General features: G+C 67.9%; 26 protein-coding genes and 1 pseudogene. 16 read left to right on the plus strand and 11 right to left on the minus strand.

Going from position 1 to position 22237, the window contains the following annotated elements; translation table 11 throughout:
* Positions 1-81: 81 nt before the first annotated feature.
* The 6 genes from QN239_RS18205 (at position 82) to QN239_RS18230 (ending at position 4492) form a co-directional block, all read left to right on the plus strand.
* Entirely contained in the window at positions 82-921 is an 840-nt protein-coding gene (locus QN239_RS18205) for an SH3-like domain-containing protein (RefSeq protein ID WP_499012492.1), read from the plus strand.
* 31 nt (positions 922-952) lie between these two features.
* Positions 953-1663, plus strand: a complete 711-nt coding sequence (gene scnC, locus QN239_RS18210) for a thiocyanate hydrolase subunit gamma (protein WP_499012494.1) — start codon at positions 953-955, stop codon at positions 1661-1663.
* An 85-nt stretch (positions 1664-1748) separates the two neighbouring features.
* Positions 1749-2030 carry a thiocyanate hydrolase gene (locus QN239_RS18215; RefSeq protein WP_235632874.1) on the plus strand — a complete coding sequence of 94 codons (282 nt, stop codon included), beginning with the start codon at positions 1749-1751 and terminating at the stop codon, positions 2028-2030.
* 3 nt (positions 2031-2033) lie between these two features.
* Complete coding sequence (locus tag QN239_RS18220; RefSeq protein WP_499012496.1) at positions 2034-2654, plus strand: TetR family transcriptional regulator; 621 nt, start codon at positions 2034-2036, stop codon at positions 2652-2654.
* Positions 2651-3805, plus strand: coding sequence for a hypothetical protein (locus tag QN239_RS18225; protein WP_499012497.1), 1155 nt, complete (start codon positions 2651-2653; stop codon positions 3803-3805). The genes QN239_RS18220 and QN239_RS18225 overlap by 4 nt, the downstream gene beginning before the upstream one ends.
* Positions 3806-3817: 12 nt before the next feature.
* Positions 3818-4492, plus strand: coding sequence for a response regulator transcription factor (locus QN239_RS18230; protein WP_499012498.1), 675 nt, complete (start codon positions 3818-3820; stop codon positions 4490-4492).
* Here the strand turns inward: QN239_RS18230 and QN239_RS18235 are convergent.
* Positions 4468-5841 (minus strand): sensor histidine kinase, encoded by a 1374-nt coding sequence (locus QN239_RS18235; RefSeq protein ID WP_499012500.1) that lies wholly within the window; start codon positions 5839-5841, stop codon positions 4468-4470. The two genes, QN239_RS18230 and QN239_RS18235, sit on opposite strands and share 25 nt — an antisense overlap.
* Before the next feature lie 37 nt (positions 5842-5878).
* Here QN239_RS18235 and QN239_RS18240 point away from each other — a divergent pair, with 37 nt between their 5' ends.
* Positions 5879-7189, plus strand: coding sequence for a hypothetical protein (locus tag QN239_RS18240; RefSeq protein WP_499012501.1), 1311 nt, complete (start codon positions 5879-5881; stop codon positions 7187-7189).
* Here the strand turns inward: QN239_RS18240 and QN239_RS18245 are convergent.
* Positions 7121-7879: pseudogene (locus tag QN239_RS18245) on the minus strand (DMT family transporter); the annotation flags it as partial. The gene QN239_RS18240 and the pseudogene QN239_RS18245 overlap by 69 nt on opposite strands.
* A gap of 72 nt (positions 7880-7951) precedes the next feature.
* Between QN239_RS18245 and QN239_RS18250 the strand changes: the two are divergent.
* Entirely contained in the window at positions 7952-8860 is a 909-nt protein-coding gene (locus QN239_RS18250) for a LysR family transcriptional regulator (RefSeq protein WP_499012503.1), read from the plus strand.
* On the opposite strand, the gene QN239_RS18255 is transcribed toward QN239_RS18250, so the two are convergent.
* Both QN239_RS18255 and arc read right to left on the minus strand, forming a co-directional pair.
* On the minus strand, positions 8842-9465 hold the full coding sequence (locus QN239_RS18255) for a hypothetical protein (RefSeq protein WP_499012504.1): 624 nt from the start codon (positions 9463-9465) through the stop codon (positions 8842-8844). The two genes, QN239_RS18250 and QN239_RS18255, sit on opposite strands and share 19 nt — an antisense overlap.
* A 9-nt stretch (positions 9466-9474) precedes the next feature.
* Positions 9475-11307 (minus strand): proteasome ATPase, encoded by a 1833-nt coding sequence (gene arc, locus QN239_RS18260; RefSeq protein ID WP_499012506.1) that lies wholly within the window; start codon positions 11305-11307, stop codon positions 9475-9477.
* Between the two features lie 146 nt (positions 11308-11453).
* Between arc and QN239_RS18265 the strand changes: the two genes are divergently transcribed.
* Both QN239_RS18265 and lppK read left to right on the plus strand, forming a co-directional pair.
* Positions 11454-11936 (plus strand): MTB12 family secreted protein, encoded by a 483-nt coding sequence (locus QN239_RS18265; RefSeq protein WP_499012507.1) that lies wholly within the window; start codon positions 11454-11456, stop codon positions 11934-11936.
* A 13-nt stretch (positions 11937-11949) separates the two neighbouring features.
* Positions 11950-12483, plus strand: coding sequence for a lipoprotein LppK (lppK, locus tag QN239_RS18270; protein WP_187095462.1), 534 nt, complete (start codon positions 11950-11952; stop codon positions 12481-12483).
* Positions 12484-12493: 10 nt separating this feature from the next.
* On the opposite strand, the gene QN239_RS18275 is transcribed toward lppK, so the two are convergent.
* Complete coding sequence (locus QN239_RS18275; protein WP_499012509.1) at positions 12494-13378, minus strand: tRNA (adenine-N1)-methyltransferase; 885 nt, start codon at positions 13376-13378, stop codon at positions 12494-12496.
* Between the two features lie 71 nt (positions 13379-13449).
* Here QN239_RS18275 and QN239_RS18280 point away from each other — a divergent pair, with 71 nt between their 5' ends.
* Genes QN239_RS18280 through QN239_RS18300 form a run of 5 tightly spaced genes read left to right on the plus strand, consistent with a single transcriptional unit; the run spans position 13450 to position 16538 of the window.
* Positions 13450-14277, plus strand: coding sequence for a RecB family exonuclease (locus tag QN239_RS18280; protein ID WP_499012510.1), 828 nt, complete (start codon positions 13450-13452; stop codon positions 14275-14277).
* Positions 14274-15071 (plus strand): thioesterase family protein, encoded by a 798-nt coding sequence (locus tag QN239_RS18285; RefSeq protein WP_499012511.1) that lies wholly within the window; start codon positions 14274-14276, stop codon positions 15069-15071. The genes QN239_RS18280 and QN239_RS18285 overlap by 4 nt, the downstream gene beginning before the upstream one ends.
* Before the next feature lie 56 nt (positions 15072-15127).
* Positions 15128-15439 carry an ArsR/SmtB family transcription factor gene (locus QN239_RS18290; protein ID WP_499012513.1) on the plus strand — a complete coding sequence of 104 codons (312 nt, stop codon included), beginning with the start codon at positions 15128-15130 and terminating at the stop codon, positions 15437-15439.
* Positions 15436-15927: an SRPBCC family protein gene (locus tag QN239_RS18295; protein WP_499012515.1), complete on the plus strand. Its 492-nt coding sequence runs from the start codon at positions 15436-15438 to the stop codon at positions 15925-15927. The genes QN239_RS18290 and QN239_RS18295 overlap by 4 nt, the downstream gene beginning before the upstream one ends.
* 8 nt (positions 15928-15935) lie before the next feature.
* A complete protein-coding gene (locus QN239_RS18300) occupies positions 15936-16538 on the plus strand; it encodes a flavodoxin family protein (RefSeq protein ID WP_499012517.1) in 603 nt (200 codons plus the stop codon).
* Here QN239_RS18300 and QN239_RS18305 read toward each other — a convergent pair.
* The 4 genes from QN239_RS18305 to QN239_RS18320 are packed head-to-tail and all read right to left on the minus strand — an operon-like array spanning position 16522 to position 19626.
* Positions 16522-17901 carry an FAD-containing oxidoreductase gene (locus QN239_RS18305; protein WP_499012519.1) on the minus strand — a complete coding sequence of 460 codons (1380 nt, stop codon included), beginning with the start codon at positions 17899-17901 and terminating at the stop codon, positions 16522-16524. The two genes, QN239_RS18300 and QN239_RS18305, sit on opposite strands and share 17 nt — an antisense overlap.
* A 15-nt stretch (positions 17902-17916) precedes the next feature.
* On the minus strand, positions 17917-18417 hold the full coding sequence (locus QN239_RS18310; protein ID WP_090357788.1) for a DUF4126 family protein: 501 nt from the start codon (positions 18415-18417) through the stop codon (positions 17917-17919).
* Between the two features lie 43 nt (positions 18418-18460).
* Complete coding sequence (gene hisG, locus QN239_RS18315; protein WP_499012521.1) at positions 18461-19345, minus strand: ATP phosphoribosyltransferase; 885 nt, start codon at positions 19343-19345, stop codon at positions 18461-18463.
* Positions 19345-19626, minus strand: coding sequence for a phosphoribosyl-ATP diphosphatase (locus tag QN239_RS18320; protein WP_090357793.1), 282 nt, complete (start codon positions 19624-19626; stop codon positions 19345-19347). The genes hisG and QN239_RS18320 overlap by 1 nt, the downstream gene beginning before the upstream one ends.
* A 42-nt stretch (positions 19627-19668) precedes the next feature.
* Between QN239_RS18320 and pth2 the strand changes: the two genes are divergently transcribed.
* Positions 19669-20013, plus strand: a complete 345-nt coding sequence (pth2, locus tag QN239_RS18325; protein WP_499012523.1) for an aminoacyl-tRNA hydrolase — start codon at positions 19669-19671, stop codon at positions 20011-20013.
* A gap of 7 nt (positions 20014-20020) precedes the next feature.
* Here the strand turns inward: pth2 and QN239_RS18330 are convergent, their stop codons facing one another.
* Entirely contained in the window at positions 20021-21487 is a 1467-nt protein-coding gene (locus QN239_RS18330) for a sugar porter family MFS transporter (RefSeq protein WP_499012524.1), read from the minus strand.
* A 67-nt stretch (positions 21488-21554) separates the two neighbouring features.
* The gene (locus QN239_RS18335; RefSeq protein ID WP_499016851.1) at positions 21555-22226 is read right to left on the minus strand and encodes an HAD family hydrolase; all 672 of its coding nucleotides are present in this window, start codon (positions 22224-22226) and stop codon (positions 21555-21557) included.
* Positions 22227-22237: the final 11 nt, after the last annotated feature.

The raw sequence follows: 22237 nt of genomic DNA on the forward strand, positions 1-22237 counted from the left end.
CCAGCATTGTGAGCGGTTGGCCGCGGTGATAATTTAAAGGTCATAAAGAGTTCGGGTTCGTTCCCATCGAAGGGTGCACCGATGAGCACTGCCGCGCAACGTGCCGACCAACTCGCCCTAGTCGCCCGCCTCAAATCGGCGTATCCCGAATTGCCCGACGCACCGACCCCGGACCTGCTCGACCACGCCCGCTTCGTGGCGTACATGAAACCGGTCCACGATGTCGGCGGCGAACCGGACGCCCCGATGAAATACGAGAACAAGGACTACGAGTACTGGGAGCACATGACGTATGTCATGTGCGAAGTGCTTGCCTGGCGGGGTATCTGGTTGTCCGAGGAACGCCGCCGGATCGGCAATGTCGACGTGCAGCGTGCGGTGTATCTCGGGTTCCCCTATTACGGCCGCTGGCTGCTGTCGGTGGCCCGGGTGCTCGTGGAGAAGCACCACATCGGCCTGACCGAGCTGACCGAACGCATGGCCGAGGTGGCGCAGCGCTATGCCGGCGGGCTGGACGGCAAGACGCTCGAAGCCCGCCCCAGGTTCGAGGGCGACGGATCGCACGTCGCACGCAACAGCCATATCGTGCACGCCCAGGGCAAGGGCGATCCGCAGGTCTACGCGGGCAAGGCCGGTGAAGCGAAATTCGCGGTGGGCGATCCCGTCGTCGTGCGGGAACTTCCGGTGCTCTTCTACACCCGCACGCCGGAGTACGTCCGGGGCGCCCGCGGTGTCGTCGATGCGGTCGCCTACGAGAGTCCCGCCGCCGAGGACGAGACCTGGGACATCCCGGATGCCAAGCCGGAATGGTTCTACGTGGTCAAGTTCGCCATGTCCGAGCTGTGGGACGACTTCAACGGGCCGGCCGCCGACAGCCTGCGGACCGAGATCCCCGAGCGCTGGCTGCAAGCCGCCGGCTGATCGCCCGTCCCCTCGCACCGAACGGATGAACATGACAGACCACGATCATGATCACGATCACGACCGCACGGTGAAGCCGATGGTCGACGAGGTCACCGACTTCGAGGTGCTCGAGATAGCCCTGCGCGAACTGTGCATCGAGAAGGGCATCTTCACCGCCGAGGAACATCGCAGATTCACCGAATTCGCGGAACAGATCGGCCCCACCCCGGCCGCCCGACTGGTGGCCAGGGCCTGGCTCGACCCGGATTTCAAGGCGTTGGCACTGCGCGAGCCGATGACGGCGAGCAAGGAGGTCGGCGTCGACTGGCTGGAACCCACCGGTTTCGGTACACCCAGCGATTTCACGGCGTTCCAGATCCTCGAGGACACCCCGACCGTGCACCACGTGATCGTGTGTGCCCTGTGCTCCTGCTACCCGCGGCCGATCCTCGGCAATTCACCGGAGTGGTACCGCACCCCCAATTACCGGCGGCGATTGGTGCGCTGGCCGCGTCAGGTGCTCTCCGAGTTCGGCCTCTACCTGGGCGACGACATCGAGGTGCGGGTGCAGGATTCCAACCAGAAACATCGCTTCATGGTGATGCCGATGCGCCCGGCCGGCACCGACGGCTGGACCGAGGATCAGCTGACCGAGATCATCACCCGCGACTGCCTGATCGGTGTGGCGCTGCCCAAGCCCGGGGTGACGACCAACGTCGTCACGGCGACCCGCGCGGCCACGCATCCGACCGGAAACTGATCGGAGCACGGTGCATACCCCTTCTGATCCCCTGCACAGCGACACCCTCAACGCCATCGTCGAAGGCCATCAGGTGTGGCCCGCCATGGCGGCCAAATACGGCGTCGAGAACCCGGTACCGCCGTGGAAGACCAGCCTCGACGGCCTGTGCGACGCCTTGGACCAGGCGTCGTGCGACACCGCGGTCCCGAGTTTCCGAGAACGCCGCGACGAGGAGGACGCGCTGTCGGCCACGGTGTACGCCGACCTGCCCTACCCGGAGAATCAGCTCGTCGCGCTGGCGCATTCGCTGCTCGCTCGCGGAATCATCACCGAATCCGAACTACGCCAACGACTCTCGACTGTCCGGGCCCGGCTTGAAGCCTGAGCGATGGCGCGCCCCAAATCCGCGCGACTGAACAAGGAGATGGTCGTCGACGCGGCGATCGAGCTGATCGGCGGTGGCGGCCTGGAAGCGTTCAGCATGCCCAAGGTGGCCGCTGCCCTCCACGTCAGCGCGCCGTCGCTCTATCACTATTTCGCCGACCGGGACGCACTGCTGGCCGCCGTCGCCAGGGCGGTCGCCACGCCCGAACCGCCCGGCGCCTTGGCGCCGGACGCGGACTGGACGGATTACCTGGTGGCCCAGGCGGTCGCGTTGCGTCGTCGCATCGTCGCGCACCCGCACTGCGCCCCGCTACTGGCCCGATTCATGCCGCGCGAGCACATGTTCGACGAGTACGAGCACATCTGCCGGTTCCTCGCCGACTCGGGCGTGCCCGCGCACCTGCACGTCCGGATCGTCGACGGGGTGACCGCGTTGACCATCGGCGCGGCGATCCTCGACGAGAATGCCGCCGACTACGCCGACAGCGGGCCCGGCCCGTCCCCCGGCGTCGGCTACCCGGCCCTGCGGGCGGCGCTGGCCGCCGCCGAAGGTCGCAGCGGTGATGAGATGTTCGAGAGCTACGTACGTACCTATCTGGCCGGCATCGTGCGGGCGACGGAATGACGGAGGCGGGTTTGGACCTGGTCGAGGCGCACACCTGGTTTCTGCGACGTGGCCTGCCCACCGTGCTGCGGCCCGGTGTGCTGGCCCGTCACCTCTGGCAGCGCAGCGCCCCGGCGGTCGCGGTGCTGGCGGTGTTCCTGGCCAACTCGATGGCCGTCGTCGCCCTCACGCACAAGCACACCATCACCATCGACGGCCGGCCCAGCCGCAACGAGTGGTTCATCCTGGTGCTGCTGGTCCTGGTACTGCCGGTGGCCGCGACGGTCGGGTGGCGGGTGTCGCGGATCGCCACCCTGCGCGGGCGCACCATCGCGGCGGTGGTGTCGCTGCTGGTATGCCTGGTCGGCAGTATCGTCGGCGGGCCCTCGCCCTATATGGTGCCCAACCTGCTGGTGACCGCGGCCGCCATCGCGGTGATCCTGGCGCTGACCGCCACCGGGATCGGGTCCATCCTCGGGCTGGCGCTGAGCGCGATGATGCGCAACCTCGCGCAGATCGGCGGTCTGTTGGCCCGGGCGCTCCCGGTGATCCTGTTGACGGTGCTGGTGTTCTTCAACACCTACGTGTGGCTGATGGCCGCCTATGTGCCGCGTCCCCGGATGTGGCTGGCGCTGGGGTTCCTCGGCGCGATCGCGGTCGCGTTCATCACCACGGCGACCATCGAGCGGGTGCGGCCCATCCTGTTGTCCGCGGCCCGCCCGCCGAAGGTCGACGGCGCGCTGCTGGGCACGCCGTTCCACGGCCTGCCCGCCCCGGATCAGCGGGTGCGCCTGTCGCGGCTGGAGCGGGTCAATGTGGTGTTCGTCCTGGTGATGTCCCAGGTGCTGCAGGTGCTGGCGGTGTCGGTGGTCACCGTGATCGTCTTCGGGGTGCTCGGGCTGATCCTGCTGACCCCGAAACTGCTGTCGGAGTGGACGCGCAACGGCGCCGCCGACGGCGTGATCCTCGGGATGACGCTGCCCATCCCGCAGGCGCTGATCCAGACGAGCATGTTCCTCGGCGCCCTGACGTTCATGTACATCGCGGCCCGCGCCGCCGGTGACTCCGATTACCGCACCCAGTTCCTGGATCCCCTGATCGACGACCTCACCCTCACGCTGGATGCGCGCGACCGCTATCGGCTGCGAACCCGTCCGCCCAAGGACAGGTAGACATGAAGTGCCATGAAACTTCTGATCGTCGAGGACGAAGCCCGGTTGCGGTCCACCCTGAGTGCCGGATTGCGCGCCGAGGGCGCCACGGTGACCGAAGCCGCCGACGGAGTACAGGGCCTGCGGCTGGCCTCGGAACAGCAGTTCGACGTCATCGTGCTGGACATCATGCTGCCCGGTCTCAGCGGTTACGAGGTGCTGCGCCGGCTGCGCACCCGGGAGGTGTGGACACCCGTCCTGATGCTCACCGCCAAGGACGGTGACTACGACCAGACGGACGCCTTCGAACTCGGTGCCGACGACTATCTGACCAAGCCGTTCTCGTTCATCGTGCTGGTCGCGCGATTGCGGGCGCTGATGCGCCGCAGCGCGACGCAGCGACCGGCGTTGATCACCGCGGGAGATCTGACACTGGACCCGATCCATCGGTCGGTGTCACGGGGACAGACCCCCATCGCGCTCACCCCCAGGGAATACGGCCTGCTCGAATATCTGATGCGCCACAAGGACGTCGCCGTGGCCAAGGCCGAGTTGCTGCACAGCGTGTGGGACACCCATTACGACGGACCGGACAACGTGGTCGAGGTGTACGTCGGCTACCTGCGTCGCAAGATCGACACACCGTTCGGCACCAACACCATCGAGACGGTCCGCGGTGTCGGCTACCGCGTCGTCGGCGGCAACTGAACCTTCACCCGGGCACCGCCGCCGGGGCGTTCCTCGATCCAGACCCGCCCGCGGTGCGCGGCAACGATTTCGGCCACGATCGCCAGACCGAGCCCGGAACCGCCGGCACTGCGCGAGCGGTCCCCGTCCAGCCGGACGAACCGGTCGAACACGCGTAGCCGATCGGGCTCGGGCACCCCGGGACCGTCGTCGCCGACCGTGAGTACCGCACCGCCGCCGGCGGTCTCCGGGGCGCCGACGGTGATCTCGATCATCGACGCCGCGTGCCGGGCGGCATTGTCGAGCAGATTGCGCAGCACCCGGGCCAGCGCCTCGGCATCGCCGGTCACCCTGGTCGGCGCCACCTCACAACGGACCTCGAACGAGGTGGTGCGGCGCAGGGTCCGGGCGGCCTCGATGGCCAGATCGTCGAGGTCGACATCGCCGAACCTCGCGGCCGGCCCACGCTCGTCCGCCCGCGCCAGCAGCAGCAGGTCGTCGATGAGGCCGGCCATCCGGTGCGCCTCGGGCAGCAGCGTGTGGTCGGCGAGTTCCGAATTCAGCAGGTCGGGGTGCGCCTGGGCGACCTCGAGCGCCGAGATGATGGTGGCCAGGGGGCTGCGCAGTTCGTGTGAGGCGTCGCCGACGAACCGCTGCTGGGCCGCGTGCCCGGCCTCGATCCGGGCCAGCATCTCGTTCATCGTGAGCGCGAGCGCGGCGATCTCGTCTCTGCTGTCGGGTACCGGGACCCGGCCGGACAGATCGGAGGTGGTGATGGCGGCGACCCGGGAGCGGATATCGTCGACCGAGCGCAGTGAACGTCGCACCAGCAGGTAGGTGGCGCTCGCCGAGACCGCGATGACGACCGGCGCCGCGACCGCCAGCGCGATGGCCACCGTGCCCAGCGTGTCCGTCACCGTCGCGCTGTCCTCGCCCACGAGCACGATGTACCGGTGGCCGTGCACATCGGCGACGGTCTGCGTGCTGAATCTGCTCTGCCCGTACTGCGATACGTGCTGGGACGTGCCGGAGCCGATGTCGTCGAGCGGGATCAGCGGGGTGGCGGGTGTCGCGGCAGACCGCAGGACCACCACTCCGGCGTCGTCGATGACCTGCACCGCGTTGATACGTCCGTCGGTGATCAGCAGTTGGTCACCGACCGCCTGCGGACCGCCCGCGGCGATCCGTGCCACCAGTTGCGCCACGCGTGCGGCCGCGGCGTTGTCCGCGCTGCTGAGCATGGAGCGGTACAGCACCGCGGAGAGCATCAGGCCCGCGATTCCCAGTGCGACGAACACCACGCTTGCCGCGACGAACGCGGACCGCGCCGATATCCCCCAGGTGGCGGGGCGCACAAGTTCTCGTCGCATCTCCCCCAGATTGCACCAGATCGCCGACAATGTTGCGGTGTCCTCCGCCGCAGCAACCGACAAAGCACAGGTGCACGACTGGTTTCTGCGCCGGGGCCTGCCGCTGGTGCTGACCCGGCGGGTCCGGTCCCGCGCGCTCGTCGAGCGATCCGCCCCGATGATCTCCGCGGTCGGAGCCCTGACCGCGGTGACGATGTTGTTGGCCGAGGTGACCGGCGCGACCCCCGACCACGGTTACGCGCTGCGCCTCGGGGTGATCGCCGCCGTGCTGCTGGCCGCGCCGTTCGCGCTGACGGGCCTGCACCGGCTGGACAGTCGACTCGGCGAGACCGGCCGCCGCTCGGCGGCCTGGGTGGTGATGGCGATCTTCGTGGCCGTCATGCCGTTGACGGTCAGCGGGTGGACCGGCGAGGCGGCCGCCGAGGCGCCGGTTTTCGTGCTGATCTCGCTGCTGGCGATCTGGCTCACCTATCTGGGGTTCGGGTCCATCGCGTCCTGGGCGTTTCGGTTCGCCTGGATTCAGCTGGGCGCGCTGGGCACGCTGATGAGTCGTGCGCTACCGCTGCTGATGTTGACGGTGGTCGTCTATTTCACCGGCGAACTGTGGCAGCTGGCGGCCCGGATGACCCGGCAACGGCTTTGGCAGACAATCGGTTTCCTGGCCCTGGTGGCCCTGGTCTTCGTCGTCACCACGATCCGCGACGAGGTCCAGGCACTGCGCGACGACCGTGCCGAGCAGACCGATCCGGCGCGGTTGCTCGCCGGGACCCCACTACAACCGGCCCCGGGGCACCAACCGGCACGCACCGCGCTGTCGCGCGCCGAGAACATCAACGTGGTCGCGATCATGGTGGTGTCACAGGCGATTCAGGTGGTGCTGTTCACGGCGGGACTGTTCGCCTTCTTCCTGGCGCTGGGCATCATCGCGATCCCCGATGACGTGACCGTGTTGTGGTCGGCCGAGCAGAGCTGCCCGGTCGGAACCCCGCCGTGCGCCGGCACCTGGTTCGGCGTGCACATCCCGATACCCCAGACCGTCGTGCACACGTCGCTGTTCGTCGCGGTGCTGTCCGGGCTGTACTTCACCGTCAGCACCAGCGTCGACCCCCTGTACCGGCAACGGTTCTTCGACCCGCTGATCGCCGATGTCGCGGTCAGCCTCGCCGGCCGGGACGCCTACCTGGAGCTGGAATCGAGTGAGAACCGCACGGCCCCAACCAGTTCCGCCGAGCAGCAGGAGCGCTCCGAGCACCCCCACGACGGACAGGCGATCACCGGCGAGTCCGAGCCCGACGAGGACGGCCCACAACGGCTCGGTGCCGAGCAGCAGGCTCACCCGAGCCGGTGAAGTCCGGCCCAGAGCCCACATCTGCACCCAGAAGGCGAACACCGTGCACGCGACCGCCAGGTACACCGTGAGGATCCATCCACTCGCGGACACCCGGGTGAGGGACCCGAGTTGGCCGCCCGCCGCGGCGAACAGGGCACACAGCACCGTGACCGTCGCCAGCTGGACGAACGTCGTTGCCGCCGGGTCACTTTCGCGCCGCGCGGTGGTCCGGTCGATGACGGTGACGTGGACCGCTCGCAGCACCGCGGCCACCCCCACCAGCAGATCACCGGCGCCCGGGGCGGCCCATCCACCCGACTGGGTCAGCAGCGCGCAACCGAGCACCGCGCACGCGGCCGCCGCGTAGAAGGCGGGTGGCACGGCGGCGCGTTGACACAGCGGAGTGAGGACGATGGTCAGCGCCACGATCAGTCCCGCATTGGACGCCGAGGTCATGGTGACTCCGTAGGTCTCGCAGAGCAGGACAGCGGTGAGGATGGCGCCGAACAGCACGCCAGAGCGCACCTCGGCCGGGCCGATCCGCCGTAGCCGGCGATGGGTCAGCACTGCCAGCACCACCACGGCGATACCGAAACGCACCGCCAGGAAGGCGAATACGGAGTCCGCGGTGACCGTTTCCTTGGCGGCGAGGTAGCTGGAACCCCACACCACGGCCACCGCGAGCAGGGCGAGATCGACGCGGCGCATGGGTCCCAGCTTGGCTTCGGCCAAGACATCAGTCAATCTAATGATTCTTATCTATTCATGTAGAATTCCTACATGGATGCCCATCGGCTGCGGATGCTGCGCGAGCTGGCCGATCACGGCACGGTGGCGGCCGTCGCGGACGTGCTGTCGATGACCCCGTCGGCGGTGTCCCAGCAGCTCAAGATCTTGGCGCGGGAAGCCGGCGTGACACTCATCGAACCCGCGGGGCGACGGGTGCGACTCACCGACGCCGGGCGCGTGCTCGTCGGCCACGCCGAGACGGTACTGGCCGCGCTGGACCGCGCCGCGGCCGATATGGACGCCTACCGCACCACCGCGCGCGGTGAGGTCAGCGTGTCGTTCTTCCCGTCCGGGGCGGCGATGCTGTTGGCGCCGTTGATCATTGCGGCCCGGGCACGAGGCGTGGAAGTGGTCGGTCGCGATATCGACACCCCGGCCGCACGGGCGCCGCAACAACTCGCCGAGTTCGACGTGGTGGTGGTGCACCGCGATGATCGCGATATCGCCGAGTGGGGGCCCCGGCTTAGTGCCGTCCCGCTGCTGCGCGAACCGCTCGATGTGCTGCTGCCCCCGGGGCATCGGTTGGCCACGCAGCACCGGATCCAACTGTCCGATCTGGCCGCGGCCGACTGGATCGGCGTCGAGGGCGGGCTGATGGTCGATGACGTGTTCAAATCGATCGCCACGCTCACCGGGGTGCCGGTGCGGATCACCCAGCGGGTCAACGACTTCCGCGTGGTCGAGGAATTGGTGGCGGCCGGGTTGGGCATCGCGCTGATGCCGCGGTACGTCACGCTGGCCCGTGACCTGGTGCGCCGGCCGATCGGTGACATCCGGCTGGCCCGGCGCGTCGAAGCGGTGACCCGCGTGGGCGCCGACGCCCGGCCGGCCATCGCGCTGGTGCTCGAGGAGCTTCGCGCGATCGCCGCCGGGGTGGCCGGTCAGTCGATGAGTGAGTAGGTGTTCGCGAGGTCGTCTTGGAGCACACTCGCGGGCCGCGTGGTGGTGTCCACGACGATCGACGACGCCGGCACGTGTGTCTCGTAGCGCCAACCGGGCGGCACGGACAACCGGTCGGCGAGGCCGGCGAGATCGTCCAGCCCGAGGGTCGGATCGACGGTCTGGCTGTAGGTCTGCATGATCCACCGCCTGCCGTCCGGATCGACCAGCTGGTACACCGGGCGGCCCGCGTCGAAGGTGAAGACGGCCTTGCGGTCCACCTTGTTCTCGGTGTAGGCCGCCGGGTTCATCGACGCGAGTTGCACCGTGGCCTGGCGGTTCATCTCGAGGCCATCGAACGTCTTGCGCTGCATCGATTCCCTGTCGGCTTTTCCGATACCGCTCATCAGCCAGTACCGGGGCCCGTTCAGGATCGCCGCGACCGCCCCGGCCTCCGCGGCAATCGCCGTGGCGTCGAGCTGATCCCACAGCTCACCGGGACAGTCGTTGAGCGGGAAGGTGTTGTAGACCGTCGCTTCCGGACCGGACTCCGTCAGGTGGACCAACAGCACCTCGCCGTAGCGCAGGCCGAACACCCCGTCGCTCACCGAGACGTCGCCGGACACGCCGCGCCCCTAGAGGTACTGCCCAAGGTTGGACTCGGTATCAATAGCACGGCTGGCGCTACTGCTCTTGCCGGTGACCAGGGTGCGGATGTAGACGATCCGCTCCCCCTTCTTGCCCGAGATCCTGGCCCAGTCATCAGGATTGGTGGTGTTGGGCAGGTCCTCGTTCTCGGCGAACTCGTCGACGATCGAATCCAGCAGGTGCTGGATCCGCAGCCCGCGCGAACCCGTCTCGAGCACCGACTTGATCGCGTACTTCTTCGCCCGGTCCACGACGTTCTGGATCATCGCCCCGGAGTTGAAGTCCTTGAAGTACATGACTTCTTTGTCACCGTTGGCATAGGTGACTTCCAGGAACCGGTTGTCGTCGATCTCGGCGTACATCCGGTCGACGATCTTCTCGATCATCGTCTTGATGGTGAGCCCACGATCACCGGAGAACTCGGCGAGGTCGTCGGCGTGCACCGGCAGATTCTCGGTCAGGTACTTGCTGAAGATGTCCTGTGCCGCTTCGGCATCCGGGCGCTCGATCTTGATCTTCACATCCAGGCGGCCGGGCCGCAGGATGGCCGGATCGATCATGTCCTCCCGGTTGGAGGCACCGATCACGATGACGTTCTCCAGGCCTTCGACACCGTCGATCTCGCTGAGCAGCTGCGGGACGACGGTGGTCTCCACATCGGAGCTCACCCCGGTGCCGCGGGTGCGGAAGATGGAGTCCATCTCGTCGAAGAACACGATCACCGGCGTGCCTTCGGAGGCCTTCTCGCGGGCCCGCTGGAAGATCAGTCGGATGTGCCGCTCGGTCTCGCCGACGAACTTGTTCAGCAGCTCGGGGCCCTTGATGTTGAGGAAGTAGGACTTCGCCTCGCGGGAATCCTCCCCGCGCAGTTCGGCCATCTTCTTGGCCAGCGAGTTGGCCACCGCCTTGGCGATGAGGGTCTTACCGCACCCGGGCGGGCCGTACAGCAGCACACCCTTGGGCGGGCGCAGCGAGTACTCGCGGTAGAGGTCCTTGTGCAGGAAGGGCAGCTCCACGGCGTCGCGGATCTGCTCGATCTGCCTGGTCAGGCCGCCGATATCGCTGTAGGCCACATCGGGCACCTCTTCCAGGACCAGGTCCTCGACCTCGGCCTTGGGGATGCGTTCGAAGGCATAGCCGGCCTTTGTGTCGACCAGCAGCGAGTCGCCAGGCCGCAGCTTGCGGGGCTTGTCGTCCTCGTCGAGTTGCACCTCGACGCCCTCGGGCAGGAATTCCGCGGAGACCAGCGGCTCGGCCAGCCAGACGATGCGTTCCTCGTCGGCGTGGCCGACGACCAACGCCCGGTGGCCGTCGGACAGGATCTCGCGCAGGGTGCTGATCTCACCGACGGCCTCGAAGGCGCCGGCCTCGACCACGGTGAGCGCCTCGTTGAGGCGTACGGTCTGCCCCTGCTTGAGCGTGCTGGTCTCGATATTGGGCGAGCAGGTGAGCCGCATCTTGCGACCGGAGGTGAACACGTCGACGGTGTCGTCGTCATGGGTGGCCAACAACACGCCGTAGCCGCTGGGCGGCTGCCCGAGCCGGTCGACCTCCTCACGCAGGGCCAGCAGCTGCTGCCGGGCCTCCTTGAGGGTGTCCATCAGCTTGGCGTTGCGGGTCGCCAGGGAATCGATGCGCGCCTCGAGCTGGTGCACGTCGCGGGCGGTTCGCAGGCCGCTGGACGCTCCTACGGCGTTTTCCAACTGTTCGCGCAGCGCGGCCGCTTCGCGGCGCAGGCGCTCTAGTTCGGCAGCATCGTCGCTGGAGATGGATGTGCTCAGATCGTCGCTGAAATCCTCTGAACGCTCTGACTCACTCATGTTGCGCTCCCTCCCGCACCGAATGTTGGTGCAGTAACAACTTCAAAGCTACCGGCGATTCAGCCTTTGTGTGCGGTCTAGGAATTCGACACACCAGCAACCCTTGTTAACCTCATTATCGAGTTGGCCCAATCGAAAGGACCACTGTGTTCCTGAAACCCCTCGTGACCGGTCTTGCCGCCGCTGCTGTCGTTGCCGGTGCGGCCGCGGGCGGTGTGACGACCCTTGCATCCGCAGCGGTGCCCGCCATCACCCCGGTGGTGTGGGACATCCCGATGCCGCAGACGCCGGCACCGCAGCTGGAGGCGCCTCTGGTGCAGACGCTGAACGGCCTGGCCGGCCCCGGTTCGTTCTCCGGCAAAGCCGCCTACATCCAGGGCGGTCTGGGGCGTTTCGAGACGATCGCCGCCGATCGCGCCTATCGCAACGCCGCGGCCAAGGGTCAGTTCCCGCTGACCTTCGCCCTCACCGACATCGACGAGGGTGAGGGCTTCGCGACCGCGAACGTCACCGCCACCGCGGCGACCGGCTCGTCCGCTTCGCAGCCGGTGACGTTCGTCGCAGGCCCGAGCCCCACCGGCTGGCAGATCTCCAAGGACTCCGCCCTGGCGCTGCTGTCGGCCGTCTGACCCCTAGTCATCGGTGTACCGCCACCCGGTAGCAGTGCTGAGTGCCGCCATCTCGATGGCGGCACTCGGGCTGTCCGGATGCAGTGCCGATCCCGTGCCACCGGCCCCGACCGCCACGGTCAGTTCCGTCGCCGCCCCACCCGGCGAAGCGGCGCTGCCCGCCCCCGAAGCGCTCACCGACGTCCTCTCCCGGCTCGCCGACACTTCGGTTCCCGGCGAGCAGAAGGTCGCCCTGGTGCAGTACGCCACGCCCGATGACGCTGCCGCACTGGACAACTTCGGCCGGGCACTGTCCGACAACCGACTGTTGCCGCTGACCTTCACCGCCACCGATCTGGCCTGGGCGCCCGACGCACCGGGTGACGTGGTGGCCACCATGACCGTGAGCTCGGCCGCGTCACCCAACCCGCAGCCGCGCCCGTTCGTCTACCCGATGCGGTTCACCCCGACACCCAACGGCTGGCAGATGAGCCGGGACACGGCCAATCAGCTCTTGGAGATGGGCACGAAAACCCCGCTGCCGACACCGACACCCCCGCCGCGCTGAGGTGCGCCGACTACTCGTCGGCTTCCTGAGCTCGTTTCTCCACCTCCGCGGCGACCTGCGCCTGCCGTTTGCGGCGCAGCGGCGTCGGTGTCACGGTGCCCGGTGCCAGCTTTCGGGCGCTGATCAGGAACGCGGTGTGCCCGCGCATGTTGTGTTGCGGTCGGACCGCCAGGCCCACCACGTCCCAGCCCCGCTGTAGCGACTCCCAGGACCGGGGCTCGGTCCAGCACTGCTGTTCGCGCAGCGCCTCCACGGTGCGGGAGAGCTGCGTCACCGTGGCGACATAGACGATGAGCACGCCACCGGCGATCAGGGCCTCGGATACCGTGCCGAGCACCTCCCATGGCGCCAGCATGTCCAGCACCACCCGGTCCACCTCAGTCGCCCCCGGTACCCGGCTGTGGTCGTTGAGATCCGCGATCCGCAGGTCCCAGTTCGCGGGGCGCTCGCCGAAGAACGTCTCCACATTGCGAATAGCGTGCACGGCGTGGTCGTCGCGCACCTCGTAGGAGATGACCTGGCCCTGCGGGCCGACGGCGCGCAGCAGTGAGCAGGTCAGGGCGCCCGAACCGGCGCCGGCCTCCAGCACCCGCGCGCCGGGAAAGATATCGCCCTCGTGCACGATCTGGGCGGCGTCCTTGGGATAGATCACCTGCGCACCGCGCGGCATCGACAGCACGTAGTCAATGAGCAGCGGACGCAGCGCCAGGAAGGCGTCACCGTTGGCGGACTTCACCACGCTGCCCTCGGGCTGCCCGATCACGTCGTCGTGGGCGAGGGCGCCCCGGTGGGTGTGGAACTCCGCGCCGGGCGCGAGCACCATCGTGTAATGCCGCCCCTTGGGGTCGGTGAGCTGAACACGATCGCCGACGACGAACGGACCGGTAATAGACACGGAGTATCAGACTGCCAGACGCGCCGTCCCGGCTGCCAACCGTTGTCGGTGGGCGAACCTAGGCTGAGGCCATGAGCGTGCCACTGACGTTGCGGCGCCCGGCGCTGTCACCGTCGCGTGCCGGGGATTTCAAGCAGTGCCCGTTGCTGTACCGCTTCCGCGCCATCGACCGCCTGCCCGAGCCCATGTCGGTCGCCCAGGTTCGGGGGTCGGTGGTGCACGCCGCGCTGGAACAGCTCTACGGTCTGCCCGCCGCCGACCGGGTCCCCGACACCGCGCTGGCACTGGTGGGGCCCGCCTGGGATCGGATGCTGTCGGAGTCGCCGGATCTCGCCTCGCTGGATCCGGCACTGCGCGACGGTCTGCTGGCCGACGCCCGCAAGCTGCTCTCGGGTTACTACCGGCTGGAGGATCCGACTCGGTTCGACCCGCAGAGCTGCGAACAGCGGGTCGAGGTGGAACTGAGCGACGGCACGCTGCTGCGCGGTTTCGTCGATCGCATCGACGTCGCATCCACCGGCGAGTTGCGAGTGGTCGACTACAAGACCGGCCGGGTGCCCTTCGCCGAGGCCAAGGCGCTGTTCCAGATGAAGTTCTACGCGCTGGCGCTGCTGCGCTCGCGTGGCGTGCTGCCCGCCCGGCTGCGGCTGATCTACCTTGCCGACGGTCAGATCCTCGACTACACCCCCGAAATGGACGAGCTGGCGGGTTTCGAACGGACGCTGATGGCGATCTGGCGGGCCATCCAATCCGCGGGGGCGACAGGCGATTTCCGCGCGCAGCCGTCGCGGCTGTGCGACTGGTGCAGCCATCAGGCGCGGTGCCCGGAATTCGGTGGCACGCCTCCGCCCTATCCAGGTTGGCCCACCTACACCGGACCGGCGGAGACCCCTGCATGATCGACTGCCACTACCGCCGGACGGGTTCGGACGGCGACCTCGCGGTGTTCGAATCCACCCTCGGCACGGCGAGCAACTGGGATTCGGCGATTCAGCACGGGTCACCACCGCTGGCGCTGATGACCAAGGCCATCGAGGACCTGTGCGCCGATCGCCCCGAACTGCGGGTCGGCAGGCTGGTGCTGGACATCTTGGGCGCCATCCCTGTGGCGCCGGTCAAGGTGCGCGCCCGCGTGGTGCGCCCGGGCGCGCGCATCGCCAAGGTCGACGCCGAGATGCTCGCCACCCGGCCGGACGGGACGGATCGAGCGGTGGCCGCCGTCAGCGCCTGGCTGCTGTCCACCAGCGACACCCGAGATGCGGTGACCGACCGGTATCCGCCGCTGGTGGAGGGCGAGGCGGTGGACAACCCGGACGGCTGGGCCGGTGCACCGGGGTACCTGGAGACGGTCAGTTGGCGCGCCCAGCGCACCGCCCCCGGCGAGGCGGCGGTGTCCTGGATGAGCCCCCTCGTGCCGCTCGTCGATACCGAGCCGTTGACCGATCTGCAGCGGCTGGCGATGGTGGTCGACTCGGCCAACGGGGTGGGCGCCGCGCTGGATCCGACCGAGTTCGTGTTCATGAACACCGACACCGCCGTGCACCTGCACCGCGCACCGGTGGGTTCGGATTTCGCGTTGCGCTCGCGCGGATCGATCGGTCCCGACGGCATCGGGGTGACCAACGCCGAGATCTTCGACCGGCACGGTTTCATCGGCACCTCGGCCCAGACGCTGCTGGTGCAGCGGCGGTAAGGCATGGCGCCGAATATTGCATTGCATCTATATAGACGCAATGCAATACTCGAATCATGGATGTGTTCGAGGCCGTCGCCGAACCCAGTCGGCGCACCCTGCTCGACGCGCTGCGCGCCGGTGAGCGCACCGCGGGTGAGCTCGTCGCTACCCTCCCGAACCTGACCCAGCCCACGGTGTCTCGTCACCTGCGCGTCCTGCGTGAGGTGGGCCTGGTCGAGGTCCGCGCCGACGCCCAGCGCCGGGTCTATGCGCTGCGGGCCGACGGATTGGTCGAGATGGATCGATGGATCGAGCAGTACCGCCAGTTCTGGACCGCTCATCTGGATGCCCTTGAGCGTCACCTGGATCAAGGGCGCGCGAAATGAGCTGCCACGAAGGCGAACTCACCGTGCAGGGCGAGCTGGCCACCCTGCGCTTCGAACGCCGACTGGCCCACCCTGTCGCGGCCGTGTGGGCCGCGATCACCGACCCGGTGCAGCGCGGCCAATGGCTGGGCGCCACCACCATCGCCGACGGGTTCATCGAGATGACCCCGAACGGCCCGCCGTATCCACCCGAGCGCACCAGGGTGTCGGGTCGGATCCTGGTCTGGGACCCGCCGCACGTCTTCGAACACGTGTGGGAGCAGCCGATCCTGGGTGCCCATGGCGGCGTGGTCCGCTACGAGTTGAGCCCCGACGGAGCCGGCACGCTGCTGCGGTTCAGTCATCGCGGGCTGTCGGTGCCCGGCGCCAGGGGTTTTCACCCCGGCACCCACGCCTTTCTCGACCGGTTGTCCGCTCACCTGGCCGGACAACCACTGCCCGACTGGCAGCAGCGCTACCGCGAAGTCGCCGACACCATCAACAGCTAGGAGAGGTCATGTCCACCAACGTCTTCCCACAGGTGGCGATCGCCTGCCATTCCGGCTTCGGGCACACCGCCACCCTGGCCCACGCCGTTGCCGACGGGGTCCGGCGGGGCGGCGGCCGGGTCAGTCTCCTGCACGTCGACGCGTTGACGCCGGCCGACTGGGGCACCCTCGACGGCGCCGACGCCCTCATCTTCGGCACGCCCACCTACATGGGTAACGTCTCGGCCGGATTCCAAGCCTTCGCCGAGCAGACCGGCCGGCGCTGCATGGAAGCCACGTGGCGCGACAAGGTCGCCGCGGGGTTCACCAATTCCGGCGCCAAGAGCGGCGACAAGGTAGCCGCCCTCATCTCGTTGTCGGTGTTCGCAGCCCAACACCATATGCATTGGGTCAGTTTGGGTTTGCGCCCGGGCTGGAACGGTGCCGGCGGCAGCGAACACGACCTGAACCGGCTCGGTTTCTGGCTCGGCGCGGGCGCGCAGACCGATGTCGACGCGAATGCCGATCAGGTGCACCCGGCCGATGTGAGCACCTGCGAACATCTCGGACACCGAGTCACGATGGTCACCGCGCAGCTGCTCGCCGGCCGGGCGGCTACTGCAGGGGCGTGAGCTCCTGCAGCATCGTCGGCACCAGTTCGCTCACCGTGGGGTGGATGTGCATGGTGCGCGAGATCGCGGTGTAGGGCAGCTTGGCGGTCATCACGTCGAGAACCAGGTGCACCACCTCGTCCCCGCCCACGCCGAGGATGGCGACCCCCAGGATCTCCTTGGTGTCGGCGTCGACGACGACCTTCATGAAGCCCTGGGTCTCGCCCTTCTCCACGGCCCGACCCACCCGGGTCATCGGACGCTTGCCCACCAGCGCCTTGCGCCCGGAACGGCGCACCTGCTCGACGGTCAGCCCGGCGCGTCCCAGCGGTGGATCGATGAACAGTCCGTAGGTGGTGATGCGATCGCTGACCCGGCGCGGATCGTTGTCGAGCAGGTTGGCGGCGACGATCTCGTAGTCGTTCCAGGAGGTGTGGGTGAACGCGCCCTTGCCGTTGCAATCCCCCATCGCCCAGATGTGCTCGGCGGTGGTGCGCAGCTGATCGTCGACGACGACATAGCCCCGGGCGTCGGTCTCGACGCCGGCGTGCTCGAGGCCGAGGTCGTCGGTGTTGGGCCGGCGCCCGACCGCGACCAGCACGTGGCTGCCGATGACGGGTTCGGTCCCGACGTTCGGGCTCACCGCAATTGCGTTGTCCCGCTTCTCGAACCGGATATCGGTGGCATCGGTGTATACCGCGATCCCTTCGGCCTCCAGGATCCCGCGGATGGCCGCCGAGACGTCCTCGTCTTCCCGGGAGGCCAGTCGCGGCCCGCGTTCGACGACCGTCACCTCCGCGCCGAAGCGGCGGTACATCTGCGCGAACTCCAGCCCGATATAGCTGCCCCCGATGACGATCAGGTGCGCGGGCACGGTGTCGAGCGCCAGGATCGAGACATTGGTCAGGTAGTCGATGCCGTCGAGGCCGGGCAGGTCGGGCACCGACGCGCGGCCACCGACGTTGAGGTAGAACCGGTCGGCGCGCAACAACCGTCCGTCGACGTCGATGGTGTGGGGATCGACGAATCGGGCGTGCCCCCGGATCAGGCTGGCGCCGTCCATCCCTTCCAGCCAACTCTCGACGCCCGCGCGGTCGTCGAGCATGATCTTGTCCTTGCGGGCCTTCACTTTCGCCATATCGACGCTGACGTCACCGGTGCCGATCCCGTATTCGGCGGCACGGCGGGCCGAGTGCGCGGCGTGCGCGCTGGCCACCAGCGTCTTGGTGGGGATGCACCCGTTGTTGACGCAGGTGCCGCCGACCAGTTTCCGTTCGATCACGGCGACCCGCTGTCCGGCGTCGGTCAGCCTGGCCGCCAGGGGCGGTCCGGCCTGACCTGCGCCGATGATGATGGCATCGAAAGACTCGGTACTGCTTGGCATCTCGTTGTCCCAGCGTTACAGCAGCGAAGCGGCGGCGGCGACGGCGAAGCCCCCGATCACGGCCACCACGTCCTCGGTCAGGGCGATCGGCAGGTCACGGCCGCCGATGCGGGCCACCAGCCGGGTGCGGGCCTCGGCTCCGCCGAGCGTGCCGAGCACCGCGCCGATGATGCCTGCGCCGACTCCGGAGACGATGGTGCCGGTCTTGGCGTGGTAGATCGCTCCGGTCACCAGGACCGCCGCGGCGAATCCGCCGGTGAGCAAGCGGGCGCCGAACTGTGGCGGCACTTTTCGGCTCGGCGTGGACGGCAGCTGATCGGTGACCAGCTCGACGACGAGCAGGATGGTCAGCACCGTCAGGGTGATCGGGTGGGTCAGCCAATGCGCCCAGGTGCCGTCGAGTGAGATCCAGCCGAGCGCGCCGGCCCAGGCCACCACCGCGGGTGGAGTGAGTGCCCGGAGCCCGGCGACGATACCGATCAACAACGCGAGTAGCAGAACCACCACCACCGTCATACCCGGGACGCTAACACGCTCGGTGTCGATGTGGCCGGGCGAATCAGAATCGGCAGAACCGGATATCAGAGGCCAGGATCGCCTTGGCGCCGATGGCCGCCAGCCGGTCCATGATCGAGTTGACCTCGCGCCGCGGCACCAGCGCCCGGACCGCGACCCAGCCCGGGTCGGCCAGTGGCGCGATGGTCGGTGACTCGAGACCGGGCGTCACCTCGGTGGCTTGGTCCAGCACAGCGCGCGGGCAGTCGTAGTCCAGCATCAGGTACTGCTGTCCGAACACCACGCCCTGCACGCGAGCGGCCAGCTGATCACGTGCCGGATCCGGTTCGGTATCGGCGCGTTCGATCAGGATCGCCTCGGAATCACACAGCGACGCACCGAAGGCGACCAGATTGTGCAGTCCCAGTGTGCGCCCGGAACCGACGATATCGGCGATGACATCGGCCACCCCGAGTTGGATGGAGATCTCCACCGCACCGTCGAGGCGGATGACCGTGGCCTCGATCCCCTTGTCGGCGAGGTCTTTACGGACCAGGTTCGGGTAGGCGGTGGCGATCCGCTTGCCCGCCAGCTCCTCGACCGCCCAGTCCCGGCCCTTGGGCGCGGCGTAGCGGAAGGTCGACGACCCGAAGCCGAGCGCCAGCCGTTCGCGCACCGGCGCGTCCGACTCGGCGGCCAGATCCCGGCCGGTGATCCCGAGATCGAGCTGTCCCGACCCGACGTAGATGGCGATGTCCTTGGGCCGCAGGAAGAAGAACTCGACATTGTTCGCCGGGTCGACGACGGTGAGGTCCTTGGGATCGGTGCGGCGCCGGTAGCCCGCCTCCGACAGGATCTCGGCGGCCGCTTCACTGAGTGCGCCCTTGTTGGGGACGGCGACGCGAAGCGTATCCGTCACCGATGAGCCGTTTGCGCGAAGTGTGGTCATCAGAGGTTCCGGTACACGTCGTCGAGCGTGAGACCGCGGGACAGCATCAGCACCTGGGTCCAGTACAGCAGCTGGCTGATCTCCTCGGCGAGCGCCGCATCGCTCTCGTGCTCGGCGGCCAGCCAGACCTCACCGGCTTCTTCGAGGATCTTCTTGCCGAGTCCATGCACGCCGGCGTCCAACGCGGCCACGGTCCCGCTGCCCGCGGGACGGGTCTGCGCTTTCTCACTGAGCTCGGCGAACAGGCCGTCGAAGGTCTTCACGACCTGCGATTCTTTCATGCGTGCGCCACCCGATTTGCAGGGGTGGCCATGATGGGCACCGTGAAACAGATCATCGTGATGCGCACCGATCTGAACATGCGCAAGGGCAAGATGGTCGCTCAGGGCGCCCACGCGGCGGTTGCCGCGGTGGTGGAGAACCTCAACGACCCGCGTGTTGTCGAGTGGCTGAACAGCCACTTCACCAAGATCTGCGTCGGCGTCGGCAGCGCGGAAGAGCTCTCCGAGGTGATGGCCAGGGCCCGGGCGGCGGGGCTGATCACCCGCGGCATCGTCGACTCCGGCCGCACCGAGTTCGGCGGGGTGCCCACCCCCACCTGCGCGGCCATCGGACCGGATACCGCCGAGCGCCTGGACCCGGTCACCGGCGGTCTGCGGTTGTTGTGAGGCGTCGTCAGCTCTTGGCCTCGTGCAACACCTCGGCGTGCATATCCTCCAGAGACACTCCCTTGGTCTCCCGCACCCACCTGAAGACGAACAGGAACGACAGCACCGCGCACAGGCCGTAGAACCCGTAGGCCACACCCAGGTGGTCGCTGAGCTTCGGGAACGAGACGGTGATCAACCAGTTCGCCGCCCACTGCCCGGCAGCGGCCAAGCCGAGCGCCGCCGCGCGGATGCGGTTCGGGAACATCTCGCCGAGTAGCACCCACACGACCGGGCCCCATGACATGCCGAAGGCGATGACGAACACGTTGGCGGCGATCAGTGCCACCGGTCCGGCCACGTCCCCCAGGAACGGCTTGCCCGACGCGTCCAGTGACGCGGTGCCGAAGATGACCGACATCGTGATCAACGAGACCGCCATGCCCGTCGAACCGATCAACAGCAGCGGTTTGCGTCCGATCTTGTCGACCAGTGCGATCGCGATGAGGGTGGTGACGATGTTGACCACCGAGGTGATCACCGTGATGACGAACGAGTCGCCTTCGGAGAATCCGACCGCCTCCCAGAGCACATTTGAGTAGTAGAAGATCACGTTGATGCCGACGAACTGCTGGAAGATCGACAGGCCAAGACCCACCCATACGATGCCGTAGAGGCCGAGGAAGCCGCCGCCCGGCTTGCGCAGGTCGCGCCAGGACGGCTTGTCCTCGCGTTCCAGCGTCTCCTTGATCCGGTCGATGGTGATCTCGAGGTTCTTCTCGCCCAGCAGCATGCTCAAGACCTTGCGGGCTTCCGGAATCTTATGGCTGGCAACGAGATAACGCGGCGACTCGGGAATGGTGAACGCCAGCAGCCCGTACACGACGGCAGGCACCATCATGACCAGGAACATCCAGCGCCAGGCATCCAGGCCGAGCCACAAGGTCTCGTTGGCGCCACCGGCGATCTGTGCCAGCACGTAGTCGATGGCCAGCGACAAGAAGATGCCGGACACGATGGCGAGCTGCTGCAGCGAGCCGAGTCGGCCTCGAATCCGTGGCGGCGACGTCTCCGCGATGTAGGCGGGCGCGATGACGGAGGCGATGCCGACGGCGATGCCGCCGATGACGCGGAAGACGACCAGGACCCAGACGCTCGGCGCCAGCCCGGTGCCGATGGCGCTGATGAAGAACAGCACCGCGGCGATCTTCATCACGGTGATCCGTCCGATGCGGTCGGCGATCCGGCCGGCGGTCATGGCTCCGACCGCGGCGCCGAGCAGCGCCGAGGCGACCGCATTGCCCAGTGTGAGGCCCTCGATGTTGAAGTCCTGCGAGATGGACGCCACCGCGCCGTTGATGACGGCGCTGTCGTAGCCGAACAGCAGACCGCCCAGGGCCGCCACCGAGGCGATGCGCACGGCGCTGGTACCCGAGGTGAACTTCTCGTCACCGAAGACGGACGGGCCGTCTCCCCCTACCGGACCATGAGACATGAAAAGTCCTTCCCCGCGGCATTGCGTGATGGGTGCAACCCTCACCATCGCACAGACCGGACCGGCGTCAGGCCACTTCGGTGGCGAGTCCTGAGTGAATATCGCGCAGGGTGGCCACATCGACGTCGACGAGCGACGAGACCAGATGCCGGCGTGGGCTCGTCGGCACCGCAATGTCGTTGGGCACCACCAACACCGGACAGCCCGCAGCTTCGGCGGCAGCCGTTCCGGTAATCGAGTCCTCGACGGCCAGGCAGTGCTCGGCCGGCAGGCCTAGCAGGTGCGCGGCCCGCCGGTAGGGGTCGGGTGCGGGTTTGCCACGCGGTACCTCGTCGGCGCAGACAGTCACCGAAAAGTAGTGCCTGCCAATGCTGTCCAGCGCCTTCTCGGTGAGGTGACGGCGGGTGTTGGTGACCAGGGCCATCGGGATCCCGTCCGCATGGAGCGCATCCAGGAGTTCGCGAGCACCGTCGCACCAGGGCAGCCCACCCTCGAACAGTTCGCCCACATACGCGTGCAGCCAGTCGATCGACATCGTGATCGCCGCCGGATCGGGCTCCAGGCCCAGATCTCGATAGCTTAGTGTCATCACCGCCTCGGCCGAGCCGCCGACGGTCGACACCCGGAACTCCTCGGTCATCACCCCGCCATGGCGCGCGTAGAACGCATGCATGCCGACATCCCACAGCTTCTCGCTGTCGACCAGGGTGCCGTCCATATCGAACAGGACGGCGTTCAGCACCGCACGCA

Source organism: Mycolicibacterium sp. Y3 (assembly GCF_051188035.1).
Taxonomy (GTDB): Bacteria; Actinomycetota; Actinomycetes; order Mycobacteriales; family Mycobacteriaceae; genus Mycobacterium; species Mycobacterium fluoranthenivorans.